Here is a 16,573-nt window from a genome sequence, read left to right on the forward strand (position 1 = left end):
TGTGTTTAACTCATTGTCATTAGCTGCTTCTGCTTCACTAAATCTTCTTTCTTCACGAACGTAACCGGCACGAACTCGTCGGTGGGCGAGCCGATGTAATAGAGCGTCCAGTCCCGATCGTACTGAGCCAGGTGCTGACGAATGCAATCGACCCGGTCGAAGGTCGGAACGGTGCAGTCACCCCAGTAAAACAACTCCACCCGGTAATGGAGCGCCTGTTTCTGCCCGTTGATGGTTACTTCGATTTCGATGTCCTGCTTACCGGGCAGGTTCGGGATGGGAATAGCGATGTAAGACATAGGAATACAGGTTTATTCGGTCCGTAAATTCTTGACGGGGTCCGTCAGCGCGGCCCGGTACGTTCGCCAGCCGATGGTTAGGCTACCAACCAGGAGCATGACGCCCAAACAACTGCCAAGCAGACCGACACTAATGTCGATATGGTGCGCAAATTCGTGCAGAAACAAACGCCCGGCTGCGTAACCCAGCGGCAGCGCGATGGCGCCCGCCAGCAGCAGTAACCGCACAAAATCCCGCGATAAAAGCGTAACGATCTGTGCGACATTTGCTCCCATTATTTTTCGGATGCCGACTTCCTTGATTCGGGTCGTCGTTGAATACGTAACCATTCCCAGCAAACCCAGGCAGGCAATCGACAGAGCCATGAACACCAGCAGGCCGGAAACTGACAGATCGTCGAGGTGCAGATGGTGGTTATAGAGTTCGTCATCGACCCATTGCCAGGTAAATGGCTCATGCGGATTGAGCTGCTTCCAGGCCTGTTCCAGCGCCGGAATCACGCCCACCCGGGCACTCGGCTCAACCTTAACATTGAGGTAGTGAAACTCGTCGGGCTGGTAACGCAGCATCAGCGGACGTAACGGCTGGGAGAGATTCTGGTAGTTAAAATCCTGAAGTACGCCCGCTATCTGCACTTCGGTGCTATCGTCCAGCCACAGCAGTTGCCCCACGGCCGACTGGGCATTTTTGAACTTCAGGGCCGTAACCGCCTTTTCGTTCAGCAGCACGAAATACCCCGCCGAATCCGATACCGACCGGGGCAGGTTCTGACCAGCCAGGAAAGTAAGTCCCATATTGTCGACAAAATTGCGGTCGACCGAGTACATGTTAGACGGAATGTAGTTCCGGTTCCGATCCGGTGAAAGCCGTGTAAAGCCGCTGTGGAAACCCAGGGGACTGGAGGTAGCCGCCACGCGCTGCACGCCTGGTAGCTGCGATACCGAGTGAGCCAGCCGCCGATAGTCTTTTGACGCAATGGAAATCGACAGGCTGTTTTCCCGGTCAAAACCGTAGGAAGCCGTAGCCATATACCGAAACTGCTGGTACATGACCGCCACGAATACCATAAACACCAGTGACACCACGAACTGCGCCACCATCAGGCCCTTCCGTAAACCCATACCCCGGAATAATTTCGGGCCCAACTGGCCGCGCAATACCTGAACCGGCTGGTAGTTCGACAAAACGCGGGCAGGCACCAGCCCCGCCACGAAGCCCGTCAGCAGGGCAAAGCCGAGGAAGAACAGCCATAACGTACCGTCGCGCTGAACAGTCTGCGTGCTGCGTAGTATCGATGGCAGCAACTCCATGGCGGTCAGGAAGACGTAAGCGAAGCCTAACGCCAGCATGGACAGCAGGACTGATTCGGCCATGAACTGCCCCACGATCTGGGCACGTAACGCACCAGCAACCTTCCGCACTCCCACCTCGCGGGCGCGGCTGAGCGAGCGGGCCAGCGTCAGGTTCACGTAGTTGAAACCTGCCAGCAACAGAATCACCAGCGCCAGACCGCCAACGGCCAGCAGACCGCCCAAAGTTGGCTCCCAGGTGCTGTTACGTAATTCTTCGCGGGCTGGCGAAATGCCGGACAGGACCTGGGACCGTAGCGTATATGACTGATCGGCCTTAGGCCCCATTGCCTGTACACCCTGCGCCGATATGGCTGCCAGCGCCTTTTTAAACGACTGACGCGCCGTTCCTTCGCGGAGCAGCACGTAGGTATAGGTCGAGGTAGTCCAGTGGCTTTTCCAGTCGGTCAGATGGGGTTCAAGTTGATGGCTTTGTTCCAGCAAAGGCACCGACGCCATGGACGCCAGGAGGTCAAAATGAAGATGCGATTTCAGTTTATCCGTGGCCAGGACGCCCGTAATGGTGAACGAGCCCCGGTCTTTCATGGAGAGCGTTCGGCCAACAGGATTGGCCTTCCCAAAAAACCGTTCGGCCGTTTGCTGCGACAGAACGACAGTGCGCGGCTCAATAGCGGGTCGGCCCAGGAGCAGCCGAAAACCAAACAGGGTATAGAAGTCCGGGTCGGCAAAGGCCCCGTCGGCGGGCAAGACTTTCTGGGCCGCCGTTATTTCACCGCTTAGGTTGTAATAGACGCGGGCGGTTTTTTCGACAAAACCGTAGTTCTTCTGCAGCGCTTCGGCAAGCGGTAACGGCGAAGTAGCCACCGCCGTTACGTCACCCTGCGGAGTAGTTACGTCCGTGATGATGCGATACGTCCGGTCGGCGTGCGGATGGAAGGTGTCGTATTCGAGCGCGTCTTTTACCTGAATGAGCGCCAGCAAACATACCGTCATGCCCGTTGCCAGACCGAAAATATTGATGAATGAAAACAGCTTATGTTTCCACAAATTCCGCAGAGCTATTTTGACGTAGTTGTTGAACATGGGCGTAAAAGGTGGAGAGGGAGTACAGGGAGGGGGAAGAGAGGAGAGAATTGTTTATTCCGTTCGGCCCTCTCTTTCCCTTCTTCCTGTTACTCCGTCCTAAGTGATTTGACCGGATTCATCAGCGCAGCTTTGATACTTTGGAAACTGACCGTCAGTAAAGCAATCCCAATGGCCAGCAAACCTGCCAGCGCAAACATCCACCAGGCCAGGTCAATCTTGTAGGCAAAGTCCTGTAACCACCGATTCATGACGTACCAGGCGATGGGCGAGGCCAGCACAATGGCAATAACCACCAGCCGGAGGAAGTCTTTCGAGAGCAGCGCGACAATGCTGCCTACCGATGCACCCAGCACTTTCCGGACGCCTATTTCCTTGAACCGCTGCTGCACCATGAACGTAGCCAACCCGAACAAGCCTAAGCAGGCAATTAGAATGGAAAGCGACGTAAACAACCCGAAGAGCTTGCCAAAAATCTGCTCCGATCGGTACAGGTCCGCAAACTGCTCGTCGACCATCTGATAATCAAAGGGCCACTCGGGCGCTAATCGCTGCCATTGGGTTTTGAGAAAGTCCAGCGAAGCCTCCATGTTTTCTGGCTGCACTCGCACAACGATACTTGAAAACTCGGTCGGCGCGATATGCAGCACGACCGGCTCTACTTTCTGGTAGAGCGACTTATAATTGAAATCGCGAACGACTCCTACTACTTTCCCTCGTTTTATAGAATCGGCGGGTGTTGGAGCGGGTGTCCACTTTTCCCAGATGATCTCTTTGCCGATGGCGTTGGCCGGCGTACCCCAGCCAAAGGTTTTGGCTGCCGTTTCATTGATGATGAACCCTTCTTCTGCATCCGTTCCGAATTTCCGGGAGAAGTTACGTCCGGCTACCACCTGCATGCCCATTGTAGACACGTAGTCATGGTCAACCAGAAACATATTGGTCGAAATGTCCTTCTCCCGGCCCGGAATCCGAATGCCGTCGCCGGCGAACAGCCCACCTGGAATGCCGTAGCAGGCCGTAGCCGCCTTAATGTTCGGATTACGGAGCAGTTCTTCCTTGATGCTCTCGTACCCTTTGGCCATGGCATCGGTCCGTATGGGCAGGACAATGACCTGTTCGCGATTAAAGCCCAGGTCCTTTCGCTGGATGTAGTTAAGCTGGCTGAAAACAATGCCGGTCCCGATGATTAATGCCGTCGATACGGCAAACTGAAGGACAACCAACGTTTTGCGGAGTGAGTATCCTCCGCTGTTATTATTCAGCACATCGCCCTTCAGAACCTTAATCGGGCGGAAGGCCGACAGAAAAAAGGCCGGATATAGACCCGCCAACAGACCCACCAGCAGCGTCGCTACCAGAACGCCACCAATAAAAGCGGGATTTAAGGCATCCAGAAAGGACAGATGCTTGCCCATCCAGTCATTGAACAGGTAAAGCCAGAACTGGGCAATCACGATACCTACCAGCAGGGCTAGCAGCGTAAGCAATACCGATTCGCCCAGGAACTGCCGGACTAGCTGACTCTGCCCGGCCCCGATAACCTTGCGTAATCCCACTTCCTTGGCCCGCTGCATGGATAGGGCCGTTGAGAGGTTCATGAAGTTGAAGCAGGCAATCAGCAGGGCAAACAGGGCAATGACGGCAAAGGCATAGACGTGATTGATGTTTCCTTTTTTAACTATGTCATATTCCAGGTTTGACGACCTCAGATAGATGTCCCGGAGCGGCTGCAATCTACTTTGATACTGGGTGCCTCCTCGTTTGGCTTCGTCCCGCATTTTTTCGATCGTAAATGCGGTTAGCTTAGGCTCAAAAGCGGTTACGTCATAGTTTTCGGGCAAGACGATATAGGTATAGAATTGCTGCCAGCCCCAGTTTTCCAACCGTTTAGACTCTACAATGGACCGTATGGTACTGAATGCGCCGATACAGGTCGCTTTGAGATGCGAATGCTCGGGTACGTCCTGCATAACCCCTGTAATCCGCATTTTAAGGCCCCCGGCTACATCGAGCGTTTTGTTAAGCGGGTCTGCGCTACCAAAATATTTTTTCGCTATCGACTCGCTGATAACTACCGAGTTCGGCTCAGCCAGGGCTTTGGTCGGATTACCCCGTACGAGCGGAAACGAGAATACGTTAAAGAAGCTAGAGTCGACCAGCAGTACGTCTGGCTCCATAAATTTTTTGTCCGCAAAGCTGACCAGTACCTCTCCTCCATTTCCCAGCGAGAATATGCGCACAGCCTCTTCAACCTCCGGAAAGGTCGCTTTCAGCGCGGGGCCGATAGCGGGCGGTGTCCGGGCCATGTCTACTTCGCGCCCTTCAGCCATCTTCATACTGGTAACTACCCGGTAAATCCGGTTGGCCTTCGCGTTAAACCGGTCGTATTGAAGCTCGTCCTGAATGAACAGAACGATAGCCAGGCAGCAGGCAAGGCCAATCGCTAACCCAACAATATTAATGAAGGTGAACGACTTATGCCGAAGCAGGTTGCGAAAGGCAATTTTTAGATAATTGCGTAACATAAGCAGCAAGGGTTAAGGATCGAGAGTTGGAATAAAGCGTAATGCTGGTGGAGCGTCTACAGCTTATTTCATTGACTGCAGCGACTTGAGTGGCGATTGCCACAGCATTTTTTGCAGACTGGGGTGAATGCTCTGGTAAGCCAGCGTCGTGTCGGCTTTGTAGAACGTATCGATATAATTAAAGCAAGCCTGCCGAACGCCCGTTACGTCGTCGGATTCGTTGCTTTGTGCAAATACGCTGACTGTGCAAAGTGTTAGTAGGGCGGATAGAATGGCTTTTTTCATGATATTACGTAATACAGAGTGTGCAATCTTGTTAGGGGCAACCTATTCAGCCCGAAGCGATTTCACCGGGTCCATTCGGGCGGCTCGGATACTTTGGAACGATACCGTAAGGAAGGCAATCAGAATCGCCAGCCCACCCGCGATCACGAACACCCACCACGGAATGTCGATGCGGTAGGCAAACTCCTGTAACCAACGGTTCATGGCATACCAGGCCAGGGGTGAGGCAATCAGAATGGCAATCAGAACCAGTTTGAGAAAATCGTTCGACAGCAGCATCACGATATTGCCCACGCTAGCCCCCAGCACTTTCCGAACGCCAATCTCCTTAGTGCGCTGCTGGGCGGCAAAGGCGGCCAGGCCGAATAGCCCCAGACACGAAATCAGGATAGAGATGATCGTGAACGTGCGGACAATCTGCGAGGTCTGGACTTCAGCCTGGTAGTTCTTCTGGAAATCTTCGTTTAGGAACGTAAACTCGAACGGTTCGTCGGGGCTGACCGATTTCCATTTCTGTTCCAGAAAAGCCAGCACAGGCTGCATATCGGCTGCATTCACGTGCACGATAATGTAGTTGAAGTTAGGGCGCGGATTCAGCATAAATGCGAACGGCTCAATACGCTTGTGCAAGTCTTCGAAATGAAAGTCTTTCACTACCCCGACAATCTCAAACGGTGTAGTTTCGCCCTGCCACGTAAAGTTGAGTCGCTGCCCAATGGCTTTGTTGTCCGCAATCTGAAACTTACTTAAGGTCGCTTCGTTGACGATAATCCGGTTGTTGGTATCGCCCGGAAACGTCCGTGAGAACAGACGGCCCTCTTTCAGCTTAACGCCCACGGTTTGCAGATAGTCAAAATCAACGCGGTTCGTGCGGATGTCGTGTCCCTGCTCAACCGTCTGGTCGGGCCGGTGAAAGACCATATCGCTGTAATTGGGAATACCCGGATAGAACTGTGTACCAGCGGCCGAAACAACCTGGTTGTTCCGTAGAATCTCGCTTCGGAAGGCGGTATATACACTCCGTGATTCAGCGCTTCGGAAGGGTATGGCTATCTGCTGGTCCTGCGTAAAACCCAGCGGTTTCTCACGCAGGTAGCGCATCTGCTCCTGAATCACGAACGAAGCCAGCACCAGCGCCACCGACACCATAAACTGAAACACGACCAACCCCCGACGTAAGGCCACTACCGACAGCGAGTTAGTTACGCCACCGGCCTGAGCGCCCCCTTTCAGGACGCGGGCCGGATTGAACATCGACAGGTAAAAGGCCGGATAGCTGCCCGCCACGAGCCCTGTAGCCAGCGCCAGACCAAGGAAAAGAAGCAGAATCGGCGGCTCGAACATCTCCAGCACCGACAGAGTTTTGCCGGTTAGCTGGTTAAACAGGCCCATACAAATCGCGACCAACGCCAGCGCAATCAGTAAGGCCAGCAAGGTGAGCACCATCGACTCGCCCAGGAACTGGCGAATCAGCGCCCCCTGCTCGGCACCCATCACCTTCCGAACGCCGACTTCGGCCGCCCGCTTTGCCGAGCGCGCTGTACTCAGGTTCATAAAGTTGATGCAGGCGATCAGCAACGTAAACAACGCGATGGACCCCAGAATGTACAGATAGATCATGCTGCTGGTGGGCGTAACCACCGACTGGAACCCATTGTAGAGATGTAAATCAGGCACCGGAACCAGAAACAGCTGCCGGTCGAAGCCAACCGATTTCAGGTCGGCCCGGGCGTATTTTTCGATGAACGCCGGAAATTTTTCCGCTAACGGCTTCGGGTCGGCGGGTTTACCGCCCACGGGCTGCAGCCGCAGGTAGGTCAGAAACATGTTGTTATTGGCGAAGTCCAGTCGTCCTTCGCGCAGGAAGCTACCGATGCCCCCGGCAGATAGCGGCAGAAAGAAGCGGGCGTCGATGTGCGAGTGAGCGGCTGCATTCCGGTAAACACCCGTTACCTTGAATTCTTCCCCGTTACCAGCCTCGCCACCGATCCGGATGATGCGGCCGAGGGCGGCTGTATTCCCAAACAGTTTTTGGGCAACCTCGTCCGAAAGCACGACGGAGTGCGGATCGTTCAGGGCCGTTTTGGGATTACCTTCGGTGAACTGATAGGAAAACAGATCAAAAAAGGTCGAGTCAACCTGATACCCTTTCGGTTCGTAGAACGACAATAGCGGCTTACCCGGCTCACGCACCTGTAGCAGAGCTTTGTCGTCCGTAGCAAACAGGCGGGCCATCTGGGCGACCTCCGGATACTCTGCTTCGAGCGCTGGCCCATACGGTGCCGAAGCCATTGGAAACTCCTGCCCCGAACTCTGACCAACGGTCGCCTTTGAACCGACCAGATACAGGTTGTCGGCATGCTGATGATGCTTGTCGAACGAGAGTTCACTGCGGATATAGAGCAGTAATAGCATGCAGCAGGATAAACCAACCGACAATCCCAGAATGTTGATGGCCGAAAAGGATTTGCTGTGGAGCAGATTGCGGAAGGCAATTTTCAGATAATTGCGTAACATAGTTAGTTGGGTTAGGGTGCCAGGGCTGAATCCTGGACTATTCCGTTCGCAGCGATTTCACGGGGTTCGTCAGAGCTGCTTTTATGCTCTGGAAACTCACCGTCAGCAGGGCGATGCCGACTGCCAGTGCCCCGGCCGTGACGAATACCCACCACGGAATGGCGATACGATAGGCGAAGTCCTGTAGCCACCAATTCATAGCGTACCAGGCAATGGGCGAAGCAATCAGAATGGCGATCAGCACCAGCTTCAGAAAATCGGTGGAGAGCAGGGCCACGATGCTGGTTACGCTGGCGCCCAGCACCTTCCGGACGCCAATCTCCTTGGTGCGCTGTTCGGCCGTGAACGTCGCCAGACCAAACAGTCCCAGACAGGCCACGAAAATGGTTAGTCCGGCGAAAATGCCCAGGACACGCCCGATTTTCTGCTCCGACAGGTACGTTTCCCGGAACCGGTCGTCGAGGAACGAATAAACGAAGGGCCGTTCAACCCCAAGCTCAGACCATTGCTGTTTCAGGGTGGCTAGTAAGTCAGCGATGTCCCTGGTTCTAACTTTAGCGATCAGCGTACCCGACGATCGGCTCAGGACCATCACAAGCGGGGTAATTCGCTCGTGCAGGGATTTAAAGTGAAAGTCCCGGACTACGCCAATGACGCGGTAAGTTTTGCCGCGTCCTTCATTATCGACGTTCGTCAGTATGTGGTTAAGGGCACCGCCCTTCCAGCCAAATGTCTTTGCCGCCGTCTCATTGATAATTACCCCCGTTGAATCGGTGCCGTAGGCTTCGGAGAAATTGCGGCCGGCGGCCATCCGGATGCCCAGGGTTGGAATGTAGTCGTAATCCACATCGTAGCGGAGTGTTTTAACGATCTGGCTGGTGTTGGCTTCGGGATAAACAAAGAAGTTGTTATTCTGCGAGGGGCCGGCTGGCAGATAGCCGGACATACTTACGCTCACCGCCCGGCGATCTTGCCGTAACAGTTCCTTGAATACCGCTTCTTTCTGACCCAGGGCCCCTGTTTCAGGCAGGATCAGGACCTGTTCTTTGTCGTACCCTAATTTCTTGTTCTGGATGTAGCTGAGCTGCTGGTAAACGACTGCCGCCCCGACCATCAGCGTAATGGAGATAAAAAACTGAAACACCACCAGACCGCTGCGTAAGCTGATACCCGACCGACCGGAGTTGCTGCTCCAGGTAAACTTACCTTTCAGGACAGAGACCGGCCGGAACGACGACAGCACAAAAGCCGGATAACTCCCCGCCAGAAGCCCGACCAGCAAGCCAAACAGCAACAGAACTGGCAACAGCCAGGGCTGAGCCCCAAAATTCAAGGTCAGATTCTTTCCGGCGAGGTCGTTGAACAGGGGCAGGGCCAGATAAACCAGCCCGACGGCCAGCAGAAGCGCTATAGCCGTCAGCAGCGTTGATTCAATCAGGAACTGGCTGGTCAACGCCAGACGCTCTGACCCCAGCACCTTCCGGATGCCGACCTCCCGGGCCCGCTTCGAGGCTCCGGCCGTTGACAGGTTCATGAAGTTGATACAGGCAATCAGCAGCATAAACAAGGCGACCGCCCCGAAAAGATAGACGTAACGAATATCGCCCGGTGTTCCCAGATCAAACGCAAAATCTGAACGCAGGTGAATGTCCGTCAGTGGTTGCAGAAACAGACCAAGGTGGTTACCCTTCTGGCGAAATTGGGCCAGGCTCATACCGAAGGCTTTCTGCAGTTGGGGAGCCATATACTTTTCGACAACCTGCGGCAGTTTGGCTTCCAATTGCTTATAGTCATATCCTTCCGGCAGCACCAGATACGTAAAGTATTCGGAGGTCATCCAGGAAGGTGCGCTGGCATCGGGCAGACTGGCCATCGACACAAAGAGGTCGTAGTGAAAATGTGAATTAGCCGGTATGTCGGCCAGTACGCCGGTAACTTTACAGGCCGTATTCCAACCTTTCAGGTTCAGCAGTTTACCCATCGGGTCGGCATCGCCGAAATACTTCCGGGCGATCGTCTGCGTCAGGACGATGGTATTGGGCTGAGCCAGCGCGGTTTTCGGGTCGCCCCGGAGCAGTGGAAGCGTAAATACCTGAAACAGCGTCGAGTCGGCATACGCCATCTTCTCTTCGTTGAACCGATTCTCCCCGATCGTAACGAGGGGCAAACCGCCGGGCCGCAGGCGGGTAGCGGTCTGCACTTCCGGGTAGTCGGCCAGCAGTGTCTGCGCCGTGGGCGGCATTACGTGCGCTTCGTTGATCTTTCCGCCTTCCGTAGCGCCCCGAAACACGACCCGCACGATCCGGTCGGCCTTCTCGTTAAAGCGGTCGTAGCTTAGTTCGTCGAGCACATAGAGGCTAATCAGCAGACACGTAGCCAGACCAAGTGCTAACCCGGCAATATTGATCGCCGAAAAGGCGCGGTTACGAACCAGATTCCGCCAGGCAATTTTAATGTAATTCCGTACCATGAGCTGTAAAGGTTTATTCGGTCCGCAAACTGTTGACCGGGTTCATCAGGGCCGCTTTCATACTCTGAAAGCTCACGGTCAGAAGGGCAATGAATAACACCAGCACAAACGGCACGACAAACAGCGCCCAGTGCAGGTCTGCGCGGAAGGCATAGCTCTGGAGCCATTGGTGAACGGCGTACCAGGCCAAAGGCGTTGCCACAACGAACGCAATCAAAACCAGCAGGGCAAACTCACGGTAGAGCATCTGCACAATTTCTGCGACCGATGCGCCCAAAACTTTCCGGACGCCAATCTCCTTGGTCCGTTGGGCCGTCGTGAACGTGGCCAGTCCAAATAGCCCCAGACAGGCCACGAGAATCGCCATCGCCGTAAACAGGCCAAACACCTGTCCAAACCGCTGATCGGCGCGGTACTGCTCATTGAACCGTTCGTCCAGGAACGCGTACTCAAACGGATTACCGGGGAAAAACTGGTTCCACTCGTCGCGGATGGACGCAATGGTACGGGTGTACTGGCCAGCCGCCAGCTTGACCGAAAAGAAACCGCGTACGTCCGGCATCAGTCGGAGAATAAGCGGCTCGTAGGCGTCCCGCAGCGATTGCTGGTGGAAATTGTCGGTTACGCCAACGATGGTGAAGGTTTCGCCCCAGAAATCAATCTGCTTGCCAATAGCCTGCGCCGGTTGATCGAAGCCCAGTTGCTGAACGGCCATTTTGTTGAAGATAACGGCCTTGGGATCGCTGCCGAAGCTTTTGGCGAAGTTTCGCCCGGCCAGTAATTTGAGGTCAAAGGTTTTCAGAAAGTCATAATCGACGCCAATAACGCGGTATTGCTTTCCCTTACTTTCGTCCATCCCCTTCAGTCGGATACCACCCGCGTTCCAGTCCGATGCCTGTCCCGGCACGACCGAGGAAGCCGCGATCTGGCGAATGCCGGGCTGCCGCAGCAATTCGTCCTTGAAAGCCGCCAGTTGCCGCATATAGGTCGAGTCATTCCGGACAATGGGCGGATTAACAACCAGTATCTGATCAATGTCAATACCCAGGCTCTGCTGCCGCATAAACTGAATCTGCCGGAATACGGCCAGCGTACCAACCAGCAGAAACAGGGAGGCTGCAAACTGAAACACGACCAGCCCTTTTCGCAGTGCCGTGCCCTGTCTTGACGCACTAACCTTGCCTTTCAGCACCGCTACCGGCCGGAACGACGACAGCACAAAAGCCGGGTACAAGCCTGACAGAAACGCGCCCACGCCAAACAAGGCCACCAGCGCCAGCCAGAAGGTCTTGTTCAGGAATAACGAAAGCGTTAACTGCTGCCCCGATAGCTCATTGAAGGTTGGCAGACCCACGGCAACGGCTACCAGCGCCAGGCCCACCGCCAGGCCATTGAGCAGCACCGACTCGGTCATGAACTGGCTGATGAGCTGCGTCCGCAGCGACCCAACGGCTTTCCGGACGCCCACTTCTTTAGCCCGGTTGATAGCCCGCGCCGTGGCCAGATTGATATAATTAACCCAGGCAATGACAACGATGAAAAAGGCAATACTCAGCAGCAGATACACCGTATTGCCGTCGCCGTTGGGCTCGGCTTCCATCATCAGGTGCGAGTACAGATGAATATCTTTGAGCGGCTGAAGCAGGTAAATGGCCGCCGACCGGTATTTACGGTGTTCCTCACCCGCCAGCTTATCGACCAGGGCCGGGAACTTGGCTTCGAGGGCTTTCGGGTCGGTACCGGGCCGCAGCAGTAAGTAAGACATGGCCCCATCCCACTGCCAGGCATTATCGGGGTTATTATCCGGGCCGACATCGTTTTTAAACGTAAGATACGGAATGACGTAATCGGCCTTCAGATGCGAGTTGGCCGGAAAATCTTTGAAAACACCCGTTACCTTAACCGCCTTTTTTCGGTTCTGTTGAATGGTTTTACCAATCGGATTTTCGCTGCCAAACAGCTTGCGGGCAATGGATTCGGACAGGGCGACCGTATTCGGCTCCGATAGCGCCGTGGCCGGATTGCCCGCTACCATCGGGTAGGAGAAGATGCGGAAGAAAGACTCGCTGGCTACATACACCTTTTCGACTTTCAGGCTTTTTTCGCCGTAGTCCACCACCACCGGCGACCGGGTGATGACTTTAACGTAATCTTCGACCTCGCCAAACGCAGCCTTGAACGAGCTACCGGCGGCATGGGCTCCGGCCGCCCATTGGGTGCTTAGCTTGCCCTCATTGTAGCGATCCTGCCGGACCCGGTAGATCCGGTCGCCTTTCTCGTGAAAGTCATCATAGCTCAGCTCAAACGATACGTATTGCAGAATGAGCACACAGGCCGCAATGCCAAGCGCCAGCCCCAGGATGTTGATGGCCGAAAACGTTTTATTGCGGACAACGTTCCGCCAGGCAATTTTGAAGTAGTTCCGCAGCATGACCAATTCAGTTTATTTAATGACTACCTGATTTTCGTTACCTGATTTGACGGTAAAACCGGACTGAATCTGCAGCACGCCATTCTGGTAATACTTCAGTTGATAATTGCCGAATGGCAGGGCCAGCTGATACGGGAAAAAGCGTTTGTCCTTATCCCGCCTGGTATCCCAGACAAACGAATAACTCGCCGACGCACTCGTCAGCGTCAGCCTGATTCTACCCGCGCAGGTCGCACACTGGAACGTAACCAGTTCCTGTCCATCAGGCACGCTCGGATCGACGAACGAGGGCGGAGTGGGTGGTTCGGGCGTTACCATCGTTCCGCCCAGCGCACCAGACGAACGCCGATCATCCTCCGGACCAATCGAAATGCGGCTTTCGGCCCAGTCGGGCGCATCGCCGATGCCCAGCGAATCTAGTACGCGCTTCTTAAGTGCATCCCGTTCCGCATTGCTGAGCCGGGTTACGTCGAACGTGCGGTCATAGTTGATCACCCGACCGTTGCGCTGACCCTCGGCCCGAATCGACATTGTTTTGCCGTCTTCGTTAATCGACGTATTTAGCGAGGAGTGAGTCGACTTCTGCGCCAGGGCAGCAAAGCCAACCAGGAAGAAGAAAAGGCTGAGAAAAGGTTTCATGGGAAGAATCGGTCAGGGTACCAGAGAATAACTCAACTGCCGTGCCACGAACGTAAACAGCCGTTTCCAGCAAGGAGACGGCTGTTTGTCCGGCTTTACTGTCCGAAAGTGGACAAGAGTACGTCCGATTGTGAACGGCCCTCAAAACGCCCATCCGTTTCCGGTAGAGCAACAAACAGCCTGATTTGTACTTCGCTTGAATTATTCCGTACGCAGGCTCTTCACGGGGTCCATCAGGGCGGCTTTTATGCTTTGAAAACTCACCGTCAGTAAAGCAATGGCAATAGATAAAAAGCCCGCCAGGGCGAACATCCACCATTCAATATCGATGCGGTACACAAAGTCCTGGAGCCAGCGGCTCATGGTGTACCAGGCAATCGGAGTAGCAATCAGGATGGCAATCAGCACCAGGCGGAGAAAGTCCCTGCTGAGCAGGCTGACAATGCTCGTTATCGATGCGCCCAGCACTTTCCGCACGCCAATCTCCTTGGTCCGCTGCTCAGCGGTAAACATCGCCAGCCCGAACAGACCCAGACAGGCGATGAAGATGGCCAGAACCGCGAAATAATTGGTCAATCGCCCAACCAGGGTTTCGCTCTGATACTGCTTTTCAAAACTGTCGTCGGCAAACTGGTAGTCGAACGGATAGGCCGGATTGTACTGCTTCGCCAGCCGCTGCATACTTGCCAGCGCCTGCTCGGTCTGACCGGGCTGTGCCCGCACCAGCATCGTGTTATTATTGGTCGTATCCAGCCGCAGTATCAGTGGCTCGATCGCCACGCGTAATGAGTTCAGGTGGAAATTCTTCATCAGACCGATGATTTTACCCGATTTTCCCCAGAACTTCAGCGGCTGGCCAACAGGCTGTTTCATGCCCATCCGCCGGGCAGCTTCTTCGTTGACGAGGTAATTGGTACTGTCGGTCACAAACTCCTTCGAAAAGTCGCGGCCATCCAGCAGTTTGACTTTCATCGTATTAATGAAGTCGTAGCTAACCGCCATCTGGGTAAACAGCGTCTTATCGGCCGGATCTTTTCCCGTCCATTCAACGCCAATCGTGGAACTGCCAATGGCCAGCGGATCGGAGTTAGACGACGACACAGCCTGAATGCCCGGCGATTGCAGCAGTTCCTGCCGGAACACGTCGAAGTGTTTGGTCAGGTCGCCTTCCAGCGGCACATACACCACATTCTCCCGGTCGAGGCCCAGGTTCTTGGTGCGGATATAGTCAACCTGTCGCCCAGCAATCAGGGTTCCGATGATAAGCAGCAGCGACAGGGCGAACTGAAACACCACCAGACCCTGCCGGAACAGCACTGCTCCGGACCTGAACCGCAGCGTTCCTTTCAGCACCGTTACCGGCTGGAGCGACGACAGAAATAAAGCCGGGTAACTGCCCGACAGAATCCCCGTAATCAGCGCCAGGCCCAGCAAGGTCAGCCAGTAAACCGGGTTGCTGTACTGAATGGCAATCTGTTTCTCGGTCAGCCGGTTAAAAACCGGTAGCAAAAGCTGAACCAGCACAACCGCGAACAGCAGCGACATGCCGGCCGTCAGCACCGCTTCGCCCATAAACTGCCCGATCAGGAACGACCGCTCAGCACCAACGACTTTCCGGATGCCGACCTCCTTAGCCCGCTTGGCCGATCGGGCCGTAGCCAGATTCATGAAATTGATGCAGGCAATAATGAGTATGAAAATAGCAACGATCGTAAATAGCCGTACGTACTCAATCCGTCCGCCATCGGGCTTACCGTTGGTAAACTTGGAGTAGAGATACACGTCCTCATACGGAAACAGGAAGGTGGTGATGGTCGTCACCTTCTTATCGTGCTGATGGACCATATTCAGAATTCTGGCGTTGACGCGGTTTACGTCGGCGTTCGGGTGCAGCATGGCGAAGGTCCGGATGCCGTTGTTTTCCCAGCTCTTCAGCCATTCGTTCTTTTTGATAAAAGGCCCTACCGGCAGGAGAAAATCAAACTTCAGCGATGAGGTTTCGGGAATATCGCGCACGACGCCCGTTATCTGCCGGTTTTCTTTGTCATCCACCCGAATCAGCCGACCCATGACGTCTGTTCGGCCGAAGAGCTTGCGAGCTACTTTTTCGGAGATGACAATTGACGTAGGACCGGTGATGGCCGTTTTCGGCTGACCATAAGCCAGCGGAAACGAAAAAATCTGAAACAGGTCCGGGCTGGTGAATCGTCCTTTTTCTTTATAAGCCTTCTCACCTACGGCCAGCAGGTGCTCCTCTTCCCAGGTGAGGTGAACGGCTTTGTCTATCTCCGGCACTTCGGCGGTCAGCGCGGCAGCCATTGGACCGGGCGTGGCAGAGGTTGTACTTAGCTCGTTGCCGGTCCACTGCTGGTTTTCAAACACCTGATACATGCGCGCGCCGTTGGCGTGAAAGCGATCGATGTTCCGCTCGTCCTGCACCCACAACAGAATCAGCAGGCTGCACGTCATGCCCAGGGCCAGGCCGAGTACATTGATGAAGGAAAAGGTTTTGCTCTTGGCAATATTTCTCCAGGCAATCTTCAGATAGTTGCGCAGCATAATGAAACGGGAGGGTTACCGGGTTATCGAGCCTAAAGACGAAGGATTTTTCGTTTACGTTGCTTGACGACCAGCTCCGTTTGGAAACGAGCCCAAAAACGTGGCTCAACTCACTCTACACAGCACACCGAACCGTCCTGGCCGGATAAAAACGGGACTTCGCCGGGCTAAGGCGATGAAGCGCATCGTGGTAGTACGGATGCTCCCTGCACGGGGCTTCGCTGGCATACGGTCTCGGCGGGTCAACGCGGAGCCGGAACTGCGCATAGCTCTGTTCGGACTGCCACCACGAATGCAGGAGCAGGCCAGCGGCCAGGCCTGCTCCAAGCCATATCAGGACAGCGGAAAGCCTGTCCGGCGACAAGATGTGCCAGATGTTGACATGATTGCATCGCATGGTAGTTGGGTCAGGAAGTTCAGCGGAAAAGCCGCTTACGTTGGATCAACAGGT

The 16,573-nt window shown here is 54.7% G+C and carries 10 protein-coding genes; all 10 read right to left on the minus strand.

The window, feature by feature from the left end; translation table 11 throughout:
• Nucleotides 1-5 precede the first annotated feature (5 nt).
• The 10 genes from HNV11_RS19800 to HNV11_RS19845 all read right to left on the minus strand — a co-directional run bounded on the left by HNV11_RS19800 (nt 6) and on the right by HNV11_RS19845 (nt 16,519).
• Nucleotides 6-299, minus strand: coding sequence for a hypothetical protein (locus HNV11_RS19800; RefSeq protein WP_171741314.1), 294 nt, complete (start codon nt 297-299; stop codon nt 6-8).
• Between the two features lie 12 nt (nt 300-311).
• Nucleotides 312-2,693: an ABC transporter permease gene (locus HNV11_RS19805; protein WP_171741315.1), complete on the minus strand. Its 2,382-nt coding sequence runs from the start codon at nt 2,691-2,693 to the stop codon at nt 312-314.
• Nucleotides 2,694-2,782: 89 nt separating this feature from the next.
• A complete protein-coding gene (locus HNV11_RS19810; protein ID WP_171741316.1) occupies nt 2,783-5,221 on the minus strand; it encodes an ABC transporter permease in 2,439 nt (812 codons plus the stop codon).
• 63 nt (nt 5,222-5,284) lie between these two features.
• Nucleotides 5,285-5,506: a hypothetical protein gene (locus HNV11_RS19815; RefSeq protein WP_171741317.1), complete on the minus strand. Its 222-nt coding sequence runs from the start codon at nt 5,504-5,506 to the stop codon at nt 5,285-5,287.
• A 42-nt stretch (nt 5,507-5,548) separates the two neighbouring features.
• Entirely contained in the window at nt 5,549-8,023 is a 2,475-nt protein-coding gene (locus HNV11_RS19820; protein ID WP_171741318.1) for an ABC transporter permease, read from the minus strand.
• Nucleotides 8,024-8,060: 37 nt separating this feature from the next.
• The gene (locus tag HNV11_RS19825) at nt 8,061-10,493 is read right to left on the minus strand and encodes an ABC transporter permease (RefSeq protein ID WP_171741319.1); all 2,433 of its coding nucleotides are present in this window, start codon (nt 10,491-10,493) and stop codon (nt 8,061-8,063) included.
• Between the two features lie 13 nt (nt 10,494-10,506).
• Complete coding sequence (locus tag HNV11_RS19830; RefSeq protein WP_171741320.1) at nt 10,507-12,924, minus strand: ABC transporter permease; 2,418 nt, start codon at nt 12,922-12,924, stop codon at nt 10,507-10,509.
• Nucleotides 12,925-12,936: 12 nt separating this feature from the next.
• Nucleotides 12,937-13,563 (minus strand): hypothetical protein, encoded by a 627-nt coding sequence (locus tag HNV11_RS19835; protein WP_171741321.1) that lies wholly within the window; start codon nt 13,561-13,563, stop codon nt 12,937-12,939.
• Nucleotides 13,564-13,764: 201 nt separating this feature from the next.
• The gene (locus HNV11_RS19840; RefSeq protein ID WP_171741322.1) at nt 13,765-16,122 is read right to left on the minus strand and encodes an ABC transporter permease; all 2,358 of its coding nucleotides are present in this window, start codon (nt 16,120-16,122) and stop codon (nt 13,765-13,767) included.
• A 115-nt stretch (nt 16,123-16,237) separates the two neighbouring features.
• A complete protein-coding gene (locus tag HNV11_RS19845; protein ID WP_171741323.1) occupies nt 16,238-16,519 on the minus strand; it encodes a hypothetical protein in 282 nt (93 codons plus the stop codon).
• Nucleotides 16,520-16,573 lie beyond the last annotated feature (54 nt).

The organism is Spirosoma taeanense (genome assembly GCF_013127955.1).
Classification (GTDB): Bacteria; Bacteroidota; Bacteroidia; order Cytophagales; family Spirosomataceae; genus Spirosoma; species Spirosoma taeanense.

Bases quoted from the DNA above. Each gene is read 5' to 3' on its own strand.
- HNV11_RS19800 (WP_171741314.1), bottom strand. From the start codon at position 299: ATGTCTTACATCGCTATTCCCATCCCGAACCTGCCCGGTAAGCAGGAC.
- HNV11_RS19805 (WP_171741315.1), bottom strand. From the start codon at position 2,693: ATGTTCAACAACTACGTCAAAATAGCTCTGCGGAATTTGTGGAAACAT.
- HNV11_RS19810 (WP_171741316.1), bottom strand. From the start codon at position 5,221: ATGTTACGCAATTATCTAAAAATTGCCTTTCGCAACCTGCTTCGGCAT.
- HNV11_RS19815 (WP_171741317.1), bottom strand. From the start codon at position 5,506: ATGAAAAAAGCCATTCTATCCGCCCTACTAACACTTTGCACAGTCAGC.
- HNV11_RS19820 (WP_171741318.1), bottom strand. From the start codon at position 8,023: ATGTTACGCAATTATCTGAAAATTGCCTTCCGCAATCTGCTCCACAGC.
- HNV11_RS19825 (WP_171741319.1), bottom strand. From the start codon at position 10,493: ATGGTACGGAATTACATTAAAATTGCCTGGCGGAATCTGGTTCGTAAC.
- HNV11_RS19830 (WP_171741320.1), bottom strand. From the start codon at position 12,924: ATGCTGCGGAACTACTTCAAAATTGCCTGGCGGAACGTTGTCCGCAAT.
- HNV11_RS19835 (WP_171741321.1), bottom strand. From the start codon at position 13,563: ATGAAACCTTTTCTCAGCCTTTTCTTCTTCCTGGTTGGCTTTGCTGCC.
- HNV11_RS19840 (WP_171741322.1), bottom strand. From the start codon at position 16,122: ATGCTGCGCAACTATCTGAAGATTGCCTGGAGAAATATTGCCAAGAGC.
- HNV11_RS19845 (WP_171741323.1), bottom strand. From the start codon at position 16,519: ATGCGATGCAATCATGTCAACATCTGGCACATCTTGTCGCCGGACAGG.